Raw genomic sequence first — 19,399 nt, forward strand, 5'->3', positions numbered from 1 at the left:
GCCCGCCCACGTCGATCTCCCGGGCTCAGTGCGCCTGACCCGTGCTGGCGGTGGTGCCGCCGTCGACGGGGAGCCACGCGCCGGTGACGTAGGCCGCGTCGTCGCTGGCCAGCCACAGGACGGCCGGCGCGATGTCGTCGGGTCGACCGGGGCGGCCGAGCGCGATGCGGTTGTTCGCGGCGGCGAGCGCCTCGGGGTCGTCCTCGACCGCCTGGGTCAGCGCGGTGATGGTGAGCGCGGGAGCGACCGCGTTGATCCGGACGCCTCGGCCGCCGTAGTCCAGCGCGAGGGACTGGACGAAGTTCATGATCGCGGCCTTGGTGGCGTTGTAGGCGGCCTGGCCCCAGTCGCCGGCTATGCCGGAGACCGACCCGACGACGACGAGGTTGCCGCCGACCTTCTCCAGCTCGGGGAGGGCGTGGCGGGCGACGTGAACGAACCCGTCGATGTTGACCGAGCGGATCTGCTGCCAGCGCTCGAGCGTCAACTCGTCGAAGGGTGCGTTGACGTAGTCGGCGGCGTTGTTCACGACGACGTCGAGGGAGCCGAACCGGTCGACGACCGCCCGCACCATGGCCGCCGCGGAGTCGTCGTCGGCGACGTCGGCCTCGACGACCAGCGCCCTCTCATCGGGGACGTCAGCGAGGGTCTCGGCCAGCGGGTCGCGGCGGCGTCCGCTGACGGCGACGTTGGCTCCGTTGTCGGCGAACGCGCGAGCGATGGCACGACCGATGCCGGAGCCGCCCCCGGTCACGAGGACGGTGCGGCCGGCGACGTCGTAGGTGTTGTGGGTCATGACGACGTGAACGGCGTCGGCCCCCGACGTGTTCCGCGGGCCGACCTCAGTACGCCGCGCCCGGGTTGAGGATGCCCTGCGGGTCGAGAGCGGCCTTGATCCGGTGGTTGAGCGCGAGCACGTCGTCGCCGATCTGGTCGGCGAGCCAGCCCTTCTTCAGCCGGCCCACGCCGTGCTCGCCGGTGATGGTGCCGCCGAGGCGGATGGCCAGGCTCATGACCTCGCCGTAGGCCTGCTGGGCGCGCTCGGCCTGGTCGGCGTCGGCGGGGTCGAAGACGATGAGCGGGTGGGTGTTGCCGTCGCCGGCGTGGGCGACGACGGCGATGGTCACGTCGCGCTGACGGCTGATGTCGGCGATGCCTTCGACCAGCGTGCCGAGCTGGGGCAGCGGCACGCCGACGTCCTCGAGCAGCAGGGTGCCGGTGCGCTCGACGGCCGGGATCGCGTTGCGGCGGGCGACGACGAACTGCTCGCCCTCGTCGGGGTCGTCGCTGGTGAAGACCTCGGTCGCGCCGTGGGTCGTGCACAGCTCCGAGATCAGCTGGCACTCGGCCGCGGCGTGCCCGGCCGGCTCGTCGGACTGGATGACGAGCATCGCCGCGGCCTCGGTGTCGAGGCCCATCCGCGTCATGTCCTCGACCGCGCGGATGGTCGGCTGGTCCATGAACTCGAGCATCGAGGGCCGCAGCTGACGGCGGATGGCCAGCACCGCCGCGGTCGCCTCCTCGAGCGAGGCGAACGTCGCGACGAGGGTGGCCGGCGGGCGCTGGACCGGGATGAGACGCAGGACGACCTCGGTGACGATGCCGAGGGTGCCCTCGCTGCCCACGAACAGCTTGGTCAGCGGCAGCCCCGCGACGTCCTTGATGCGTTTGCCGCCGAGACGCACCACGCTGCCGTCGGCCAGCACCACGGTGAGGCCGAGGACGTAGTCGGTCGTGACGCCGTACTTCACGCAGCACAGGCCGCCGGCGTTGGTGGCGACGTTGCCGCCGATCGAGCAGATCTCGTACGACGAGGGGTCGGGCGGGTACCACAGCCCCTCGTCGGCGGCCGCCGCTTTGACCGCGGCGTTCATCGCGCCGGGCTGGCAGACGGCGGTCTGGGTGACGGCGTCGATCTCGATGCCGGTCATCCGCTCGGTGCTGACGACCAGGCAGCCGTCGATCGCCGACGAGCCTCCGGACAGGCCGCTGCCCGCGCCGCGCGGCACGACGGGCACCGCGTGGGCCGCCGCGAACCGCACCGCCGCCTGCACGTCCGCGGTCGAGCGGGCGCGCACCACCGCGAGCGGGGTGCCGGCGCTCGGGTCGTGGGCGCGGTCCCAGCGGTACTTCTCGGTGCGGTCCGCGTCGGTGACCACGACGTCGTCGCCGAGCTCGGCGACCAGACGTTCGATCGGGGCCTGGATCGGGGCGGTGGTCTGGGTGGCGGTCGTCATGCGGTCTCTCCTCGTCTGCCGGTCAGCTCTCGGGAGATCGCCGTCACCGTGCGCTGCAGCAGCGGCACGGCGCGGGCGACCAGGTCGTCGGTCATGCGTGCGGTGGGCCCCGAGACCGAGACGGCCAGGCGGGGTCCGGGGCCGGGTACGGCGAGCGCCACGCAGCGCACGCCGAGCTCCTGCTCCTCCTCGTCGAGGGCGTAGCCGCGCTCGGCCACCCGGCGCAGCTCGGCGGCCAGGGTGTCGGGGTCGGTGATGGTGTGCTCGGTGGCCGGGGGCATCCCGTCCGCCGCGGCCAGCGCGAGGGCCTCCGCGGCGGGGAGGTCGGCGAGCATGGCCTTGCCGACCCCGGTGCTGTGGACCGGGCGTCGGCTGCCGACCTCGGTGAACATCCGCATGGAGCGGGACGAGGGCACGTGGGCGACGTAGACGACGTGGTCGCCCTCGAGCGCGGCCAGGTTGACCGACTCGCCCAGCTCCTGTGCGGCCTCGGCGAGCAGCGGCCGGCACCAGGCGCCGAGGCCTGCCGAGGCCCGCTCGCCGAGCCGGATGAAGCCCGGTCCGAGGGCGTAGCCGCGCGAGGCCTCCTGACGGACGTAGCCCAGGTCGACGAGGGTTCTCAGCAGCCGGTGCACGGTGCCGAGGGAGAGGCCGGTGGGGCCGGTGAGCTCGGTGACGCCGAGCGGGCGGTCGGCCTCGGCCAGCGCCTCCAGCAGGACGAACGCGCGCTCGAGCGACTGCACCCGACCGCCGCCGGTCACCGTTGTGGTCGCCGCTGTGGACACGTTGTCGTCCCTCCCGGTCCTTCGCTAGGGTGGAAAGCATATTCCACGATGCGGAAATTGGCACGAGCGGAAATGGGGCAGGGTCGATGGCGGAGCAGTCGACAGACCGGGTGGACGTGGGTGGCCTGAGGATCGCACCTGAGCTGCACGCCTTCGTGCGCGACGAGGCGCTGCCGGGCTCGGGTCTGGACGAGGGGGCGTTCTGGGCCGGCTTCGAGTCGCTGCTGCGAGACGTCGTGCCCCGCAACCGCGACCTGCTGGCCCGCCGCGACGAGCTGCAGCGGGCCCTCGACGCCTGGCACGCCGAGCACCCCGGCCCGGTGACGGAGCCGGCGGCGTACGAGCAGGTGCTGCGCGACCTCGGCTACCTCGTCGACGAGCCCGGTGAGGTCACCATCTCCACCCGCGGCGTCGACCCCGAGATCGCCACCACCGCCGGCCCGCAGCTGGTGGTGCCGATGCTCAACGCACGGTTCGCGGCCAATGCCGCCAACGCCCGGTGGGGCTCGCTCTACGACGCGCTCTACGGCACCGACGCGGTCGACGAGAGCGACGGCAAGGAGCGCGGCTCGTCGTACAACCCGGTCCGCGGTGCGGAGGTCGTGCGCCGCGCCAAGGCCTTCCTCGACGAGCACTTCTCGCTCGCCGACGGCTCGCACGCCGACGCAACGGCGTACGCCGTGAGCGACGGAGCGGTCGTCGTGAGCCTGGGGGAGCGCCGCACCGGCCTCGCCGACCCGGGGCAGTACGTCGGCCACCGCGGCGACCCGGGCGCGCCCGAGGCCGTGCTGGTGGTCCACCACGGTCTGCACGTCGAGGTGCAGGTCGACCGCGACGACGCCATCGGTCGCGAGGACCCCGCGGGCGTGAAGGACCTGCTGCTGGAGTCGGCGGTCTCGACGATCATGGACCTCGAGGACTCCGTGGCCGCGGTCGACGCCGAGGACAAGACAGCGGGCTACCGCAACTGGCTGCAGCTCAACGCCGGCACCCTGACCGCCGAGGTCACCAAGGGCGGCGAGACCTTCACCCGCCGGCTGGCCGAGGACCGTCGCTACGACGGCCCCGACGGCGAGGTCGTGCTGCCCGGGCGCTCGCTGCTGTGGGTGCGCCAGGTCGGTCACCTGATGACCACCGACGCGGTGCTGCTCGACGGCGAGGAGGTCCCCGAGGGCGTGCTCGACGCGGTGATGACCGCGCTGTGCGGCCTGGTCGACGTCCAGGGCCGCAGCGAGCTCGGCAACTCCCGCACCGGCTCGATGTACGCCGTGAAGCCGAAGATGCACGGGCCCGACGAGGTCGCCTTCACCGACGACCTGCTCGCCCGCGTCGAGGACCTCCTCGGTCTGGCCCTCGGCACGATCAAGCTCGGGATCATGGACGAGGAGCGCCGGACCTCCGCCAACCTCAAGGCCTGCATCGCCGCCGCGCAGGGCCGGGTCGCCTTCATCAACACCGGCTTCCTCGACCGCACCGGCGACGAGCTGCACACCTCGATGCAGGGCGGGGCGATGATCCGCAAGGGCGAGATGAAGTCGTCGCAGTGGATCTCGGCCTACGAGGACCAGAACGTCGACATCGGCCTCGAGTGCGGCCTCGCCGGCACCGCCCAGATCGGCAAGGGCATGTGGGCGATGCCCGACGACATGGCCGACATGCTCGTGCAGAAGGTCGGCCACCCCCGAGCGGGTGCCTCCTGCGCCTGGGTGCCCTCGCCGACCGCCGCCACGCTGCACGCACTGCACTACCACCAGGTCGACGTGGCCGCCCGGCAGCGCGAGCTCGCCGGGTCCCGTCGTACGACGCTCGCCCAGCTGCTGACCATCCCGTTCGCCGCCGACACCGACTGGTCGGCCGAGGACCGCACGGCCGAGGTCGAGAACAACCTGCAGGGCGTCCTCGGCTACGTGAAGCGCTGGGTCGACGAAGGCGTGGGGTGCTCCAAGGTGCCCGACATCCACGGCACCGCGCTCATGGAGGACCGCGCGACCTGCCGGATCTCGTCCCAGCACGTCGCCAACTGGCTGCGGCACGGCGTGGTCACCGCCGACGAGGTCGAGGCCGCCTTCCGCCGCATGGCCGACGTCGTCGACGAGCAGCAGGGCGGTGCCGAGGGCTACGAGCCGCTCGGTCCGTCGTACGACGGGCAGGCGTTCCTGGCCGCCCACGACCTGGTGTTCGAGGGCGTCGACCAGCCCTCCGGCTACACCGAGCCGATCCTCCACCGCCGCCGTCGCCTGAAGAAGGAGTCCTGATGAGCCTCACCCTGGATGTCGCCCGCACCATCGTGGCCGCCGCCCGCGCCCACGGCCGCGAGGCCGGCCTCAAGCCGCTGACCGTCGTGGTCATCGACGCCGGCGGTCACGTCGTGGCCGTCGAGCGCGAGGACGGGTCCTCGATCAAGCGCTTCGAGGTCGCCTTCGGCAAGGCCCACGGCGCCCTGTCGCTCGGCATGGGCTCGCGGGCCCTGATGGCCCGGGCCGAGCAGCAGCCGTACTTCGTCGCCGCGGTGACCCATGCGGTCGGCGGCGCGCTGGTGCCCGTGCCCGGCGGCGTCCTCGTCAAGGACGACGCCGGCACGGTGATCGGTGCGGTCGGCATCTCCGGCGACATCTCCGACAACGACGAAGCGGCCGCGCTCGCCGGCATCGAGGCGGCGGGCCTGGTCGGTCAGCCCGACTGAGCAGGGCCGCCTGAGCCGCTGAGCATCTCGGCGTCCAGGGCGGCGTCGTAGCGCTCGCGCGCCTCGTCGATCGCCGGCATGTGCTCCGACGCCCACCCCAGGATCGCCTCGACCGGGGGGCGGATCGTCTTGCCGAGCGGCGTGATGCGGTACTCCACCGCGACCGGGCGGGTGCTGAGGGTGACGCGCTCGACGATGCCGTTGCGCTCGAGCCGACGCAGCGTCGCAGTGAGGGACTTCTGCGTGACCGCCGGGATCCGGCGGCGCAGGTGGTTGAAGCGCGCCGGCGCCTCGCAGAGCTCGTTGAGCACGTGCAGCGACCAGCGGTCGAGCACCTGGTCGAGCAGCTCGCGGTGCGGGGCGTCGATGTCGAACCGGCCGTGGCCCGCCGTCCTGGTATCGGTCACGACACCTAGTCTCGTTGAAGTGGCCTCCGGAAACCAGGTAGTCATGAGATACCGCTACCGGAGGAGACCACCGTGACCGTCCACCTGTCCACGCCCCAGGGCCTGATGCAGCCCACGCCCTACCACCACGTCGCCGTCGCCACGGGCAGCAGGCACGTCCACGTCGCCGGCCAGATCGCCCGCACCGCCGACGGGGAGCAGGTCGCCCCGGGCGACCTCGCCGGGCAGGTCGCGCAGGCGCTGCGCAACACCCACACCGGCCTCGTCGGCGCGGGGGCGGGGTTCGGCGACGTCGTGCGGCTGACCTTCTACGTCACCGACTGGGCCCCCGAGCGCATCGGCGACTTCATGGCCGGGGTGCAGGCCGTGGCGGACGAGCTCGGCCTGCCCACGCCCATGCCTCCCGCATCGCTGATCGGGGTCGACCACCTCTTCGAGCCCGACGTGCTCGTCGAGGTCGAGGCGACAGCCGTCACGGATTGACGTGACCCGCCCGCTCCGCCAGCTCCGTCAGCGCCCGGACGGTGAGGCCCGGCTCGGCGAACGAGGCCGGCCACGGCGTCCCTTGCCGGTCGATCCAGACGGTCTGCAGCCCGGCCGCCGCGGCGCCGTCGAGGTCCCACGGGTGCACCGCGACCATCGTCAGCTCGGCGGCGAGCGTCTGCAGCTCCCGCACGGCGATGGCGTAGGCGTCGGGGTGCGGCTTCCACACCGGTCCCACCTCGACGCTGAGCACCGCGGTGACCTCGTCGCGGATCCCGGCCCGCTCGAGCAGTCCCTCCGTCGAGCGCACCGAGCCGTTGGACAGCGTGCTGACCGCGTGACCAGCGTCGGTGAGCGCACGGACGCCGGGGACGACGTCGGGGTGCACGTCGAGGTCGCCCATCGCCGCGAGCACGTCCTCGACCACCGTCTCCACGTCGCCCTCCAGCCGCTCGACGCCGTGCAGCGCGACGCGCAGCTCGTCGCGGGCGAGGTCGAGGAACGCCGGCGCCCGCCGCTGGAGCGAGAGGGCGAAGCCGTCGCGCAGGAGCCCGGCGAACCAGGTCCGGGCGAGCTCCGCCGGCGCGCCGTACGACGACAGCACCTCACCGAGCGGCGAGAGGTCGGAGAGCGTTTCGTTGACGTCGAGGACGTAGTGGGCCACGTCGCCCCGTACCCGCTCAGGACCGCAGCGTCTTCTTCCCCCCGTGCAGCAGGGTGACGACGAGGTTGAGCGCCTTCTCGTCCTTGGCCGTACGCCGGAACGACGTGAGGTTGAGCGGTGGGGCGTAGCGCTGCTTGGTGATCGCCTTGGCGTAGGTGAACTCCTTGAGCCCGTCGGGGCCGTGGATGCGACCGAAGCCGGACTCGCCGACGCCGCCGAAGGGCAGGCCGGGCACGCCGGCGAAGGTGATGATCCCGTTGACCGAGGTCATGCCCGAGCGGATGCGGCGGGCGATCGCGACGCCGTTGCGCTTGGAGAACACCGCGCCCGCAAGGCCGTAGCGACCGGCGTTGGTGAGACGCACCGCCTCGTCCATGTCGCGCACGGGGTTGATCGCCAGGGTCGGGCCGAAGGTCTCCTCGGTGATCGCGCTCGAGGTCTCCGGGACGTGGGTCAGGATCGTCGGCTGCACGAACCGCTCGCCCACGGCGTCGGCCCCACCGACGACGGCGGTCGCGCCCTGGTCGAGGGCGTCCTGGACGTGGCGGCGGATGATGTCGACCTGCGACGGCACGGTGATCGGGCCGATCTGCGCGCCCGCGTCGCTGCCGGCCCGCACCTCGCGGGCCTGCTCCGCGATCTCGGAGACGAACGCGCTGAACACCTTCTCGTGCACGTAGACGCGCTCGGTGCCGATGCAGGTCTGGCCGGCGTTGGACATGCCGCCCCACAGCGCAGCCTCCGCGGCCTTGGCGAGGTCGGCGTCCTCGTCGACGATCAGCGCGTCCTTGCCGCCGGCCTCGATGACGACGGGGGTGAGGCGCTCGGCGCACGCCGCCATCACCTTCTTCCCGGTGGCCGTGGAGCCGGTGAACGCCAGCTTGTCGATGCGCGAGGTGCACAGCGCCGCCCCGGTCTCCCCGAGACCGGTGACGGTCTGCAGGAGGGGGATGCCACCGACCACCTCGGCGAGCTTGTCGGCCAGCCAGACCCCGATGCCCGGAGTGTGCTCGCTGGGCTTGAAGACGACCGCGTTGCCGGCGGCGAGCGCGTAGGCGATGGAGCCCAGCGGCGTGAAGACGGGGTAGTTCCACGGGCCGATGACGCCGACGACGCCGAGCGGCTTGTACTCCACCGTCGAGCGCTGGTTGGCCATCACCAGGCCCGAGGCCACCCGGCGCGGGCCGAGCACCTTCTTCGCGTGCTTGGCCGCCCAGGCGATGTGGTCGACGGCGAGCGCGATCTCGAGCTGCGCGTCGGCGACCGGCTTGCCGGTCTCGCGGTGCGAGAGCTCGGCGAGCTGGGCGGTCCGTCGGGTGATGACGCTGCGCCAGGTGAGCAGGACGTCGGCGCGCTGGTCGAAGCTCAGCCCGCCCCACCAGTCGGCGGCGCCGCGGGCCCGCTCGACCGCCAGCGCGACGTCCTCGGCGCTGGCGACCGGGTGCACGCCGACGACGTCACCGGTCGCCGGGTCGAGCGAGGTGAAGGTCTCGACGCCGTCGGCGGGGACGGACGCCGAGGTGGGCGGCGGGGACGGGTGGCGGTCGTACGTCGAGGTCACCGGGACTCCTTCAGCAGGTCGGCGGCCTTCTCGCCGATCATGATCGTGGGGGCGTTGGTGTTGCCGCGCGGGACGGCCGGCATGACGGAGGCGTCGGCGATGCGGAGGCCCTCGACGCCGCGCACCCGCAGCTGCGGGTCGACGACGCTCTCGTCGCCGGTGCCCATCGCGCAGGTGCCGACCGGGTGGTAGAGCGTCTGGCACAGGCGGTTGATGGAGGCGTAGACCTGGTCCTCGGTCGGGCTCAGCGACGCCGGCTCCCACGGCGCCTCGACATAGCGCGCGAGCGGACCGTCCTTCAGGACCTCGCAGGCCCGTCGTACGCCGGCGGCGAGCGCCTCGAGGTCGGCGCGGTCGTCGAGGTAGGCCGCCTCGATCTCGGGCTTCCACGACGGGTCGCTCGAGCGCAGCCGCAGGTGGCCACGGCTCTGGACGTCGACGAGGGTCGCGGCCAGCGTCAGCGCGGGTCGGGTCGGCTCGTGCAGGCCGTTGTCCCAGAAGCCGGTCGGGGCGAAGTGGAACTGCAGGTCGGGCAGGTCGAGGTCGTCGCGGGAGGTGAAGAACGCGCCCGCCTCGGCGACGTTGGAGGTGAGCGGACCACGGCCCAGCTTCTGCGCCTTGAGCAGCTGCCCGAGGTTGAGCGAGGCGGCGATGTCGGTGGTGTCGCGGGTGTGCACGAGCACCCCAGAGACCGGGTGGTCCTGGAGGTTCTGCCCGACGCCGGGCAGGTCGACGCGCACGTCGATGCCGTGCTCGCGCAGGTGCGCCCCGGGGCCGATGCCGGAGAGCATGAGCAGCTGCGGTGAGTTGACCGCGCCGCCGGCGAGGACGACCTCGCCGTCGACGCGGACGGTCTCGGTGCGTCCGTCGCGCCGGTAGGTGACCCCGACCGCGCGCGTGGTGCCCGCGCCGCCCTCGAGGTCGATCGAGGTCACGAAGGCCCCCGTCCGCAGCACCAGGTTGGGCCGCGACAGAGCGGGGCGGATGTAGGCGTCGGCGACCGACCAGCGGCGGCCCTTGCGGCAGGTGACCTGGTAGAGCCCGGCGCCCTCCTGCTCGGCGCCGTTGAAGTCGTCGGTGCGCTTCATCCCGTTGGCGACGGCCGACTCGACGAACGCCAGGCTGAGCTCGTGGTCGTGGCGGCGGTCCTCGACGTGCAGCGGACCGTCGTTGCCGTGGAAGCGGTTGCGGATGCGCTGGTTGCCCTCGGAGCGCACGAAGTAGGGCAGGACGTCGTCGTAGCCCCAGCCCTCGGCGCCGTAGCCGTCGCGCCACCGGTCGTAGTCAGCGCGGTTGCCGCGGATGTAGATCATCGCGTTCATCGACGAGCACCCGCCGAGCGCCTTCATGCGCGGCCAGTCGGCCCGCCGGCTGCCCAGGTGCTTCTGCGGCGTGGTCTCGTAGCCCCAGTCCCAGGAGGTCTTGAACAGCGTCGAGAACCCCGCCGGCAGGTGGATCATGTCGTCGTCGTCCATCGGACCGGCCTCGAGCAGCAGCACCCGGACACCCGGGTCCTCGGTGAGCCGGGCGGCGACCACACCGCCCCCGCTGCCCGAGCCGATCACCACGTAGTCGAAGGTCTCGATGCCGCTCTCGTTGGCCACGTTCGTCCTCTCGCCGCGTGCGGGTGACGCAGGACACACAACGTACGTCGACGGCGTCGCTGACACCAGAACTGTCACGGAACGAGACGGTCGACTGGGTACCTAAGTAGAGAAGACACTCATGGACTTAGGGAGTTGCACGATGGCCCGCACCGAAGGAGTCGCCCTGGGCGACGTGACCCGGACCGGCGCGACGAGCGGCACGAAGGGCACGAGCGCCGCGCGTGGGCGGGGCCTCGCCTGGGCGGTCCTCGCCACAGCCGTCCTGCAGGTGCTGGCCCCCGTCGTCCCGGCCCTCGGTGCGGGCGCCTCGCCCGGCGAGGGGGCGGGCGCCGAGCTGCTCATCACCCCCGTCGGGTGGGCGTTCTCGATCTGGGGGGTCATCTACACCCTGGCGATCGTGCAGGCGGTCTCCGCGCTGGTGAGCAAGGACGCTCGGGTCTCACGCCGCTTCCAGGTCGACCAGGTGGCGCTCTACCTCGCGGGCACGCTGTGGATCTTCATGGCCGCGCTCGAGAGCAGCACGCTCACCTTCCTCGCGCTGGCCCTGATGTTCGCTGCGGCCGTCGACGGCGTGCTCACCCTGGCCCGTGCGGCCGTCGAGCCGCGGTGGTTCGGCGTCCTCACCCGCGCGGCGTTCGGGCTGTACGCCGGCTGGGTGACCGCGGCGTTCTTCCTCAACCTCTCCACCGCGCTCGTCGGGTGGGGCGTCGTCGAGGCGGACCAGGTCGCGTGGCAGCTGATCGTGGTCGCCGTCGCCACCGGCACGCTCGTCGGCCTGCTGCTGACGACCCGCCTGCCGGCGTACGCCCTCGCCGGTCTCTGGGCGCTCTTCGGCATCGTCGTCACCGGGCTCCAGGACGGCACGGACTCCGTGGTGGTCGCCGGCACCGTCGCCGCGGTCGCGCTGGTCGCCGCCGCCGCGGTCGCCCTGCGGGGAGGCCCGACGACCGCTCGCTGAGGGGGCGTGGCGCGCTGGTGTGAGCGGTGTCACCATGTGCCGGTGCCGGTCATCATCCCCGTCGCCCGCTCGTTCGCCGTCCGCGGCGGCGACGGTGACCGCGTCGCGCAGTGGGAGCGGCACAACGCCGAGGCGCTGATCCCGCTCACCTGCGACGCCGCGGCGGGCGGCGGGTTCGAGGCCGTCGAGTCCAACCTCCAGCTCTCGCGGCTGCATCTCGCGCGGGTCGCCGCCAGCGGGCACGGGGTGGCGCGCACGGCGCTCCTTGCCGAGACGCTCCCGGTCCGGTCGGTCGCCGTCTACGCCTCGGTGCGCGGCCGGGCGGTCTTCGAGCGGGACGGGCGTCGGCGGGTGATCGGGCCCGGGCAGCTCCTGATCTGCGACGCCGACGGGCCGTTCCGCCGCGAGTTCAGCCGTGGGCTCCTGGAGCTCGTGGTCAAGGTCCCCCACGCGGCGCTCGAGGAGGCCCTGGGGCGTCGACCCCCGGTGTTGCCGCTCGTGCTGTCGAGCGGTCCCTACGTCGACGCGCTGGTCGGCCTCGTCGACCGGGCCGTGCGTCACCGCCGTCCCGTGCCCGTGGACGAGCACGCCCTCCTCGAGCTGGTGGCGTGGCTGGTGGCCGATGGACACGTCGACGCCGCGATGGGCCACCGCGTCACCGCACGCGCCTACGTCGAGCAGCAGCTCGACGACCCCGCGCTCTGCGCCACCGCCGTCGGCCGGGCCGCAGGGGTCAGCGACCGCACGCTGACCCGGGCCTTCGCCGCCGCCGGCACCTCGCTGCCCCGCTACGTGCTCGGCCGCCGGCTCGACGCGGCGTACGGCATCCTCGTGACGCCCGGCGCGCCGCCCACCGCCGAGGTCGCCGCGGGGCTCGGGTTCGCCTCACCGGCCTACTTCAGCCAGAGCTTCCGGCGCCGGTTCGGTGTCGCCGCGGGCACGGTGCGGCGCACCGGGCACGGCGCGCAGGAGCCGGCGGCCTGATCCCGGGGTGCAGGTCCGAACGGACCTTCTCCATTTCCGCCACCTGAGGCCGCGGCGCTGGTCCGGGCCGGGCCGCGCTCGCAGAATGGCGCCATGCCTGAATTCTCCGACGGGATGAGCGAGACCGAGCTGCCGCGCACGGAGGACGTCGTCGAGACCGACGTCCTGGTGGTCGGCTCGGGGCCGGCCGGTGCCGCCGCGGCGCTCCTGCTCAGCGAGCTCGGCGTCGACAACATCATGATCACGAAGTACCGCTGGACCGCCAACACCCCGCGCGCCCACATCACCAACCAGAGGGCGATGGAGATCTTCCGCGACCTGGGCATCGAGGACCAGGTGCTGGCGGACGCCACGCCGCACGACCTGGTCGGCGACACCGTCTTCTGCACCTCGATCGCGGGCGAGGAGATCGGTCGCATCCGCACCTGGGGCACCCGGCCCGACCGCGAGGCGGACTACCGGCTCGCCAGCCCCTGCCTGACCGTCGACATCCCGCAGACCTACCTCGAGCCGATCCTGGTCCGCAACGCCGCCGTCCGGGGCACCGAGGCCCGCTTCTCCACGGAGTACCTCTCGAGCAGCCAGGACGAGGACGGGGTCCGCGTCCGGGTGCGCGACCGGCTGACCGGGCACGAGTACACCATCCGCACGAAGTACCTCATCGGGGCCGACGGGGCCCGGTCCCGGGTGGCGGCGGACGCCGAGCTGCCGTACGAGGGCGCGATGGACATCGCCGGCTCGATGAACATCACCTTCAAGGCCGACATCTCCGAGCTGGTCGACCACCGCCCCTCGGTCCTCTACTGGGTGATCCAGCCGGGCTCCAACGTCGGCGGGATCGGCACCGGGCTGGTGCGCATGGTCCGGCCGTGGGACGAGTGGCTGATCGTGTGGGGCTACGACATCGCCTCGCCGCCGCCCGAGCTCGACGACGAGATGGCGCGCGGCATCGTGCGGGACCTGCTCGGCATGCCCGAGCTCGAGCCCGAGATCACCGGCTACTCGCTGTGGGGCGTCAACGAGATGTACGCGACGCGGCTGCAGACGGGGCGGGTCTTCTGCGTCGGCGACGCCGTGCACCGCCACCCGCCGTCGAACGGCCTCGGCTCGAACACCAGCATCCAGGACTCCTACAACCTCGCGTGGAAGCTCGCGGCGGTGCTGCGGGGGCAGGCCGATCCGAGCCTGCTCGACTCCTACACCGACGAGCGGGCGCCGGTGGCGCGCCGGATCGTGACCCGCGCGAACCGGAGCGCGCGCGAGTTCGCCGACATCTTCGAGGCCCTGGGCGTGGTGGGGCTCGAGGGCGAGGAGATGGCCGCAGCCATCGAGGAGCGCAAGGCCGCCACCCCGGCGGGCGAGGCCAAGCGCGCGGCGCTGGCGAAGGCGATGGAGACCAAGAACTACGAGTTCAACGCGCACGGGGTCGAGCTCGGCCAGTTCTACGAGTCCTCCGCCGTCGTGTCCGACGGCACCCGCCCTGCCCCCTCCCGCGACGAGGACCTCTACCACGTGATGTCGACGTCGCCCGGCGCGCACCTCCCGCACGCCTGGGTGGGCGACAACACCACCCGCCTGGCGCTGATGGACCTCGCGCCCTACCACCGCTGGACGCTCCTGACCGGCCCGACCGGCGAGGCGTGGTCGGAGGCGGCCGAGGCGGTCTCGGCCGAGCTGGGCGTGCCCCTCGAGACCGTGGTGATCGGTCCGGGTCGCCCCGTGACCGACCTCTACTTCGACTGGGCGAAGCTCCGCGAGGTCGAGGAGTCCGGAGCGCTGCTCGTGCGACCCGACAAGCACGTCGCGTGGCGGTCCACGGCGTTGACCGACCAGCCCGTCGACGACCTGCGCGCCGCGATGCTCCAGCTGCTGGGTCGCCGGTGAGGTTCACGCACGAGACGCTGCCGCAGCGCGTCGTCTTCGCGAGGGGCGAGGCCGCGCAGGCCGTCGCCGCCGAGGTCGAGGCGCTGGGCGCCTCGCGGGTCATGCTGATCGCCTCCGAGCGCGAGGCGACCCTCGCCGACCCCGTCGCGGCGGTGCTGCCGGTCGCCGTGCGTCACGACGAGGTCGTGATGCACGTGCCGGTCGACGTCGCCCGCCGGGCGCGCTCGGTCGCCGCGGAGCACGACGTCGACGCGCTGGTCAGCCTCGGCGGCGGCTCGACGACGGGACTGGCCAAGGCGGTCGCGCTCACCACCGGGCTGCCGGTCGTCGCCGTGCCCACGACGTACGCCGGCTCGGAGGCGACCGACGTGTGGGGCCTGACCGAGGACGGCACCAAGACCACGGGCGTCGACGCGCGCGTGCTGCCGCGCTCGGTCGTCTACGACGCCTCCCTGCTGCGCGGCCTGCCGTCGGAGCTGGCCGTCGCCTCGGGGCTCAACGCCCTGGCGCACTGCGTCGACTCGATGTGGGGACCGCGGGCCGACCCGATCGACCGGGCGCTCGCGGGCGAGGGCATCCGAGCCCTGGCCGCGGGACTGCCCGGGATCGCCGAGGTGGCCGGCACCGACGGGGACGGCAGCGACGAGTCCGCGATCGAGCAGACCCTCTACGGCGCCTACCTCGCCGCGGTGTCCTTCGCCTCGGCGGGCTCGGGGATGCACCACAAGATCTGCCACGTGCTCGGCGGCATGTTCGACCTGCCCCACGCCCAGACCCACGCGGTGGTGCTGCCGCACGTCCTGGCGTTCAACGCCCCCCACGCTCCCGACGCCGAACGCCGCATCGCCGCGGCCTTCGGCAGCGCGAGCGCCGTGGCGGGCCTGGCCGCCCTGCGCGCCCGGCTGGACGCGCCCCGGGCCCTGCGCGACTACGGCATGCCGCACGACGGCATCCCCCGCGCGGTGGAGCCGATCCTGGCCGCCGTGCCCGGCAACAACCCCACCCCCGTCACGAGGGACGACGTCACCGCGCTGCTCGAGGCCGCGTGGGCAGGAGAGGAGACCGCATGAGCGCCGGAGTCAGCCCGGAACAGGCAGCGCGCGAGGAGGAGCTGGTCGAGCGGGTCGTGCGCTCCTTCGACGACTGCGCCGACCCGCGGCTGCAGCAGCTGATGGTCTCGCTGACCCGGCACCTCCACGCCTTCGTCCGCGACGTGCGCCTCACCGAGGCCGAGTGGGGTGCGGCCGTCGACTTCCTGACCCGCGCCGGTCACATCACCGACGACCGCCGCCAGGAGTTCATCCTGCTCTCGGACGTCTTCGGCGTGTCGATGCAGACGATCGCCGTCAACAACGTGGCCTACGCCGACGCGACCGAGGCCACCGTCTGGGGACCGTTCTTCGTCGACGGCTCGCCCGAGATCGAGCTCGGAGGCGACATGTCCTTCGGCGCGGTCGGGCAGCCCTGCTGGGTCGAGGGCACGGTCTCCGACACCGAGGGCAACCCGGTCGCCGGGGCGCTCGTCGAGGTGTGGGAGGCCGACGACGAGGGGCTCTACGACGTGCAGTACGACGACGACCGCACCTCGGCGCGGGCGCACTTCCGCACCGCGGACGACGGGTCCTACCGCTTCTGGGCGATCACGCCCACGCCGTACCCGATCCCGCACGACGGCCCGGTCGGCCAGATGCTCGCCGCGGTCGGTCGCTCGCCGTACCGCGCCTCGCACCTGCACTTCCTGATCCGCGAGCCGGGGTTCCGCGAGCTCGTCACCCACATCTTCGTCGCGGGCGACGAGCTGCTCGACCACGACAGCGTGTTCGGGGTCAAGGACTCGCTGGTCAAGGAGTTCCTCGAGCAACCGGCCGGCACCCCGACCCCCGACGGACGGCTGGTCGAGGGCAGCTGGACGCGCACCCGCTTCGACATCGTCCTGGCGCCCGAGGGGGCCTGACCGGCCGCGGTGGTCACCGCGCCGCGGCGCGAGGTGGTCAGCGCGCCGCGGCGCGGCGCACGGCCTCGGCGAACAGCTCGGGCAGGCCGGTGCCGGCCGCGGCGGCCATCGTGGCCAGCACGGACTTGGGGGAGAACGAGTTGTAGAGGCTGGCCTCGAGGAACCACGGCCGACCGCTGGGGTCGATGCGGAAGTCGAAGAGGCTGTAGTCGCGGCAGCCGAGGGCCACGTGGCACTGCCGCGCCGCGGCGTGGACGGCCGCGGTGACGGGGTCGTCGGGGTCGACGATCCAGGCGTGCTCGACGTCCTTGGCGACCAGCTCGAGGTCGCCGTCGCCGCTGCGCCGGAGCTTGTCGTCGGCCAGGCGGACGGGCTTGGTCGCGGTGTCGACGGCGTACTCCTCGAGCGGGAGGCCGACGAGCTCGCCGTCGCGCTCGAGGACGCCGCAGCGGACCTCGCGGCCCAGCTCGACGTAGGTCTCGACCAGGGCGCCGCCGGAGTGCTCCCACGCCGCCTCGAGGGCGGGGGCGAGGTCGCCCTCCTCGCGCACGAGCGTCACGCCGAGGGAGTTGTCGGCGTCGACCGGCTTCACGACCACCGGCACGTCGAAGGTGACCCGCTCGCCCCGGCGTACGACGCGACCGGGGGGCACGTCGACGCCGGCCGCGGCGACGACCGCGCGGGCCTTGGCCTTGTCGGCGCCCAGGGCCATCACCGACGACGGGTTCCCGACGTAGGGCACCCCGAGGACGTCGAAGAGGCCGCGGTAGGCCGTCATCCCGGGCAGGCAGAACATCTGCGGCACGACGACGTCGACGTCGAGCCGGCCCACGTGGTCCAGGGCCGCGCCGAGGGAGACGGGCTCGGCCGCGGCGACGGCCCCATCGCTCACGTCGGCCGGGAAGCGCCAGCGCCCGTCGGGGCTGACGTGGACCACGTGGAACTCGTAGCGCGCCGGGTCGGCCGTGGCGGCCAGGCAGCCGGCGGCGTAGAGCCGGGACAGGTCGTCGAGGTCGTCGGAGACCGCGGACCCGGTCAGGTGGAGCACCTTCAGCACGTCACTCGCCTCAGTCATCCTCAGTCGCCCCCGGGCTCGACGAGCTTGCCGATGTTGACGTCGATCTTCACCCAGGGCCGCAGCCGCACGAGGTTCTGCAGCAGGAGCGACGGCAGGTGCACGTGCTGCAGCGCGAAGAACGGCCACGGGTCGGCGCGGTCCCACACCGCGTCCTTGCCGCCGGCGACGACCGCCAGCCGGGCGCGGAGCTCGCGCGGGTGCCGCAGCAGCTGCCACACCTCGTGGTAGAGCCAGTACGTCGGCCGGCTGGCGGCCGTCGGCGTCACCAGCGGTCCGCCGGTCTCGAGGTAGGCCCGGGCCAGGTCGGGGTGGTCGTAGAACATGGTGATCGCCGAGTGGGTGCGCGGGTTGCACTCGATCGCGCTCAGCCCGCCGTCGGGGGTCTCGATGAAGTCGAAGGAGTACTGCCCCGTCAGCCCGAGCTCCTCGACGAAGCGGGTCACCCACGCCTGGATCTCGGGCTTGTCGACGGCCTCGTAGTTGAGCTGCGAGGCCGAGGACTCACAGCACGCGTAGACCTGGAGCCGTCCGTCGCGCGCCGTCCCGTGGGTGCAGTACTCCTTGCCCGGCACGAAGGCCTGCAGGATCCAGGGGTTCGCCTCCGAGATGGGCTTGGAGCGGGCGAACGCCGCGGTCCCGGCTGCGGTGGGCCTGGGCAGCCGGGTGAGGTCGAGCCGGTTCACGGGGTCGTAGGGGATCGACTTGAGGACGTAGTCGTCGTCGCGGGAGGCGAAGTCGAACCGCTCGACCTCCTCGGGCGAGGTCACGCGGTGGGTGTCGGGCACGCCGAGCCCGAGCTTCTCGGCGGCCTCGGCGAACGCCGCCTTGTCGTCGACGGTGTCGATGACGTCGGCGTCGCCGTGCACGACCTCGCACCACTGCTCGAGCACCGGCTTGGCCAGCGCGTCGTAGCGGCTCGACAGCGGGCTGCAGACGGGGACGTAGACGTCGACGCCCTCGCGGCGCACGACGTCGACGAGCGCGTCGACGTAGCCGGGGGAGTCGGCCTCGGGCACGACGTGGAAGGCGTCGACGGCGCGGGAGAAGCGGTGGGCGGTGAGCCGGTAGCGGCCCGACTCGACCAGCACCACCCGGTGGCCCGCGGCGTGGAAGGACCGGGCGAGCTGCAGCGCCTTGGTCATCTTGCCGCCGCTGAGCAGCACGGTCTTCCGCCCGCCGACCGGCTCGGCCGGGGGAGGCACAGGGTGCAGCCGGGTGCGCACCTCCGCGGCCACGACGAGGGCCACGTCGAGCGGCAGCGTGGCCTGCAGGAGGCCGAGGGTGGCCAGCGTCTTCGGCACGGTCCAGGCCCGTGCCCGCCACCCGGCGGACCCGGCGCTCACCCGGCGTACCCGGCGACCATCCCGCGGTGCATCACCCGGTCGCCGACCACGCCCTCGTGGTCGGCCTTGTGCAGCACGCACCCGTTGTCCCACATGACCACGTCTCCCGGTGCCCAGGTGTGGCGCAGGCAGTTGTCATCGCGCGTGGAGTGGGCGAGGAGCTCCTCGATCGTGGCGCGGGCCTCGTCGTCGTCCATCCCGCTGACGGCCGCGCAGCGCTGCGGCGTCGAGAGGTAGAGCGCGGTGCGACCGGTGAGCGGGTGCGGCCGGAAGACGGGGTGCTCGGCCGAGGTCTCGGCGTCGTCGTCGACCTCGACGCCGGTGGCGACGTGGCGCACGGTGCGACCCTCGAGCCGCTCCTTGAGCTCCGCGGGGAGCGACTCGTAGGCGGCGTACTGGTTGGTGAAGACGGTCTGACCGCCCTGCGCGGGGATCCGCACCGCGCGCAGGGCGGTGTACGCCGGGGGCTCGGCGACGTAGCTGGTGTCGACGTGGAACTGGCTGCGCGGCGGTCGCTCGCGGCCGACGTTGGAGATGACGTTGAGGTCGGGGTGGCCCTCGAGCGGCGTCTCGCCCTCGGTGAAGGTCATCGGCCCGAAGCCCCGCAGGAAGGCGAGGAAGGTGTCGTCGTCCACGAACTGACCGGGCAGCACCACCACGCCGTGCTCGGCCAGCAGGCCACGCAGGTGGGTGACGTCGTCCGCGCCGAGGGTCCCCAGGTCGACCCCGGTGACCTCGACGCCCACCGGCTCCAGCACACGCTCCTGCACG

Annotated in this window: 18 protein-coding genes; 8 read left to right on the forward strand and 10 right to left on the reverse strand. The window is 73.0% G+C overall.

The features are described 5' to 3' along the window. Nucleotides 1-25: 25 nt before the first annotated feature. From budC to GRQ65_RS23880, 3 genes are read right to left on the reverse strand one after another with little or no spacing between them, the layout of a single operon-like run. Nucleotides 26-796, reverse strand: a complete 771-nt coding sequence (gene budC, locus GRQ65_RS06845) for a meso-2,3-butanediol dehydrogenase (protein WP_160876469.1) — start codon at nucleotides 794-796, stop codon at nucleotides 26-28. Nucleotides 797-842: 46 nt separating this feature from the next. After that, nucleotides 843-2,237, reverse strand: coding sequence for an FAD-binding oxidoreductase (locus tag GRQ65_RS06850; protein ID WP_160876471.1), 1,395 nt, complete (start codon nucleotides 2,235-2,237; stop codon nucleotides 843-845). Next, entirely contained in the window at nucleotides 2,234-3,022 is a 789-nt protein-coding gene (locus GRQ65_RS23880) for an IclR family transcriptional regulator (RefSeq protein ID WP_337191542.1), read from the reverse strand. Before GRQ65_RS23880 ends, GRQ65_RS06850 begins: the two co-directional genes overlap by 4 nt. Nucleotides 3,023-3,108: 86 nt before the next feature. On the opposite strand from GRQ65_RS23880, the gene GRQ65_RS06860 reads away from it, so the two are divergent. Both GRQ65_RS06860 and GRQ65_RS06865 read left to right on the forward strand, forming a co-directional pair. Continuing rightward, the gene (locus tag GRQ65_RS06860) at nucleotides 3,109-5,277 is read left to right on the forward strand and encodes a malate synthase G (protein ID WP_160876473.1); all 2,169 of its coding nucleotides are present in this window, start codon (nucleotides 3,109-3,111) and stop codon (nucleotides 5,275-5,277) included. Then, nucleotides 5,277-5,705, forward strand: coding sequence for a GlcG/HbpS family heme-binding protein (locus tag GRQ65_RS06865; protein ID WP_160876475.1), 429 nt, complete (start codon nucleotides 5,277-5,279; stop codon nucleotides 5,703-5,705). The genes GRQ65_RS06860 and GRQ65_RS06865 overlap by 1 nt, the downstream gene beginning before the upstream one ends. Here GRQ65_RS06865 and GRQ65_RS06870 read toward each other — a convergent pair. Beyond that, complete coding sequence (locus GRQ65_RS06870) at nucleotides 5,693-6,112, reverse strand: winged helix-turn-helix transcriptional regulator (RefSeq protein ID WP_202387682.1); 420 nt, start codon at nucleotides 6,110-6,112, stop codon at nucleotides 5,693-5,695. The genes GRQ65_RS06865 and GRQ65_RS06870 overlap by 13 nt on opposite strands. A 72-nt stretch (nucleotides 6,113-6,184) precedes the next feature. Between GRQ65_RS06870 and GRQ65_RS06875 the strand changes: the two genes are divergently transcribed. After that, nucleotides 6,185-6,595 (forward strand): Rid family hydrolase, encoded by a 411-nt coding sequence (locus GRQ65_RS06875; protein WP_160876479.1) that lies wholly within the window; start codon nucleotides 6,185-6,187, stop codon nucleotides 6,593-6,595. On the opposite strand, the gene GRQ65_RS06880 is transcribed toward GRQ65_RS06875, so the two are convergent. From GRQ65_RS06880 to GRQ65_RS06890, 3 genes are read right to left on the reverse strand one after another with little or no spacing between them, the layout of a single operon-like run. Then, entirely contained in the window at nucleotides 6,585-7,259 is a 675-nt protein-coding gene (locus GRQ65_RS06880) for a haloacid dehalogenase type II (RefSeq protein WP_160876481.1), read from the reverse strand. The two genes, GRQ65_RS06875 and GRQ65_RS06880, sit on opposite strands and share 11 nt — an antisense overlap. A gap of 16 nt (nucleotides 7,260-7,275) precedes the next feature. Then, complete coding sequence (locus GRQ65_RS06885) at nucleotides 7,276-8,820, reverse strand: aldehyde dehydrogenase family protein (protein ID WP_160876483.1); 1,545 nt, start codon at nucleotides 8,818-8,820, stop codon at nucleotides 7,276-7,278. Next, entirely contained in the window at nucleotides 8,817-10,424 is a 1,608-nt protein-coding gene (locus GRQ65_RS06890) for a GMC family oxidoreductase N-terminal domain-containing protein (protein WP_202387683.1), read from the reverse strand. Before GRQ65_RS06890 ends, GRQ65_RS06885 begins: the two co-directional genes overlap by 4 nt. Before the next feature lie 142 nt (nucleotides 10,425-10,566). Here GRQ65_RS06890 and GRQ65_RS06895 point away from each other — a divergent pair, with 142 nt between their 5' ends. From GRQ65_RS06895 to GRQ65_RS06915, 5 genes are all read left to right on the forward strand, one after another. Next, a complete protein-coding gene (locus GRQ65_RS06895; protein WP_160876485.1) occupies nucleotides 10,567-11,385 on the forward strand; it encodes a TspO-related membrane protein in 819 nt (272 codons plus the stop codon). Between the two features lie 42 nt (nucleotides 11,386-11,427). Then, entirely contained in the window at nucleotides 11,428-12,369 is a 942-nt protein-coding gene (locus tag GRQ65_RS23885; RefSeq protein ID WP_202387684.1) for a helix-turn-helix domain-containing protein, read from the forward strand. A 93-nt stretch (nucleotides 12,370-12,462) separates the two neighbouring features. Beyond that, nucleotides 12,463-14,253, forward strand: a complete 1,791-nt coding sequence (locus tag GRQ65_RS06905; protein WP_160876489.1) for an FAD-dependent oxidoreductase — start codon at nucleotides 12,463-12,465, stop codon at nucleotides 14,251-14,253. Continuing rightward, on the forward strand, nucleotides 14,250-15,323 hold the full coding sequence (locus GRQ65_RS06910; protein ID WP_160876491.1) for an iron-containing alcohol dehydrogenase: 1,074 nt from the start codon (nucleotides 14,250-14,252) through the stop codon (nucleotides 15,321-15,323). Before GRQ65_RS06905 ends, GRQ65_RS06910 begins: the two co-directional genes overlap by 4 nt. Then, complete coding sequence (locus GRQ65_RS06915; protein ID WP_160876493.1) at nucleotides 15,320-16,207, forward strand: dioxygenase family protein; 888 nt, start codon at nucleotides 15,320-15,322, stop codon at nucleotides 16,205-16,207. The genes GRQ65_RS06910 and GRQ65_RS06915 overlap by 4 nt, the downstream gene beginning before the upstream one ends. Before the next feature lie 37 nt (nucleotides 16,208-16,244). On the opposite strand, the gene GRQ65_RS06920 is transcribed toward GRQ65_RS06915, so the two are convergent. From GRQ65_RS06920 to GRQ65_RS06930, 3 genes are read right to left on the reverse strand one after another with little or no spacing between them, the layout of a single operon-like run. Next, nucleotides 16,245-17,282, reverse strand: a complete 1,038-nt coding sequence (locus GRQ65_RS06920) for a D-alanine--D-alanine ligase family protein (RefSeq protein ID WP_160876495.1) — start codon at nucleotides 17,280-17,282, stop codon at nucleotides 16,245-16,247. Between the two features lie 2 nt (nucleotides 17,283-17,284). Then, a complete protein-coding gene (locus GRQ65_RS06925; protein WP_202387685.1) occupies nucleotides 17,285-18,628 on the reverse strand; it encodes an ATP-grasp domain-containing protein in 1,344 nt (447 codons plus the stop codon). Beyond that, nucleotides 18,625-19,398 (reverse strand): TauD/TfdA family dioxygenase, encoded by a 774-nt coding sequence (locus GRQ65_RS06930; protein WP_160876497.1) that lies wholly within the window; start codon nucleotides 19,396-19,398, stop codon nucleotides 18,625-18,627. Before GRQ65_RS06930 ends, GRQ65_RS06925 begins: the two co-directional genes overlap by 4 nt. Nucleotide 19,399 lies beyond the last annotated feature (1 nt).

This window comes from Nocardioides flavescens (genome assembly GCF_009823805.1).
In the GTDB taxonomy this organism is placed as follows: domain Bacteria; phylum Actinomycetota; class Actinomycetes; order Propionibacteriales; family Nocardioidaceae; genus Nocardioides; species Nocardioides flavescens.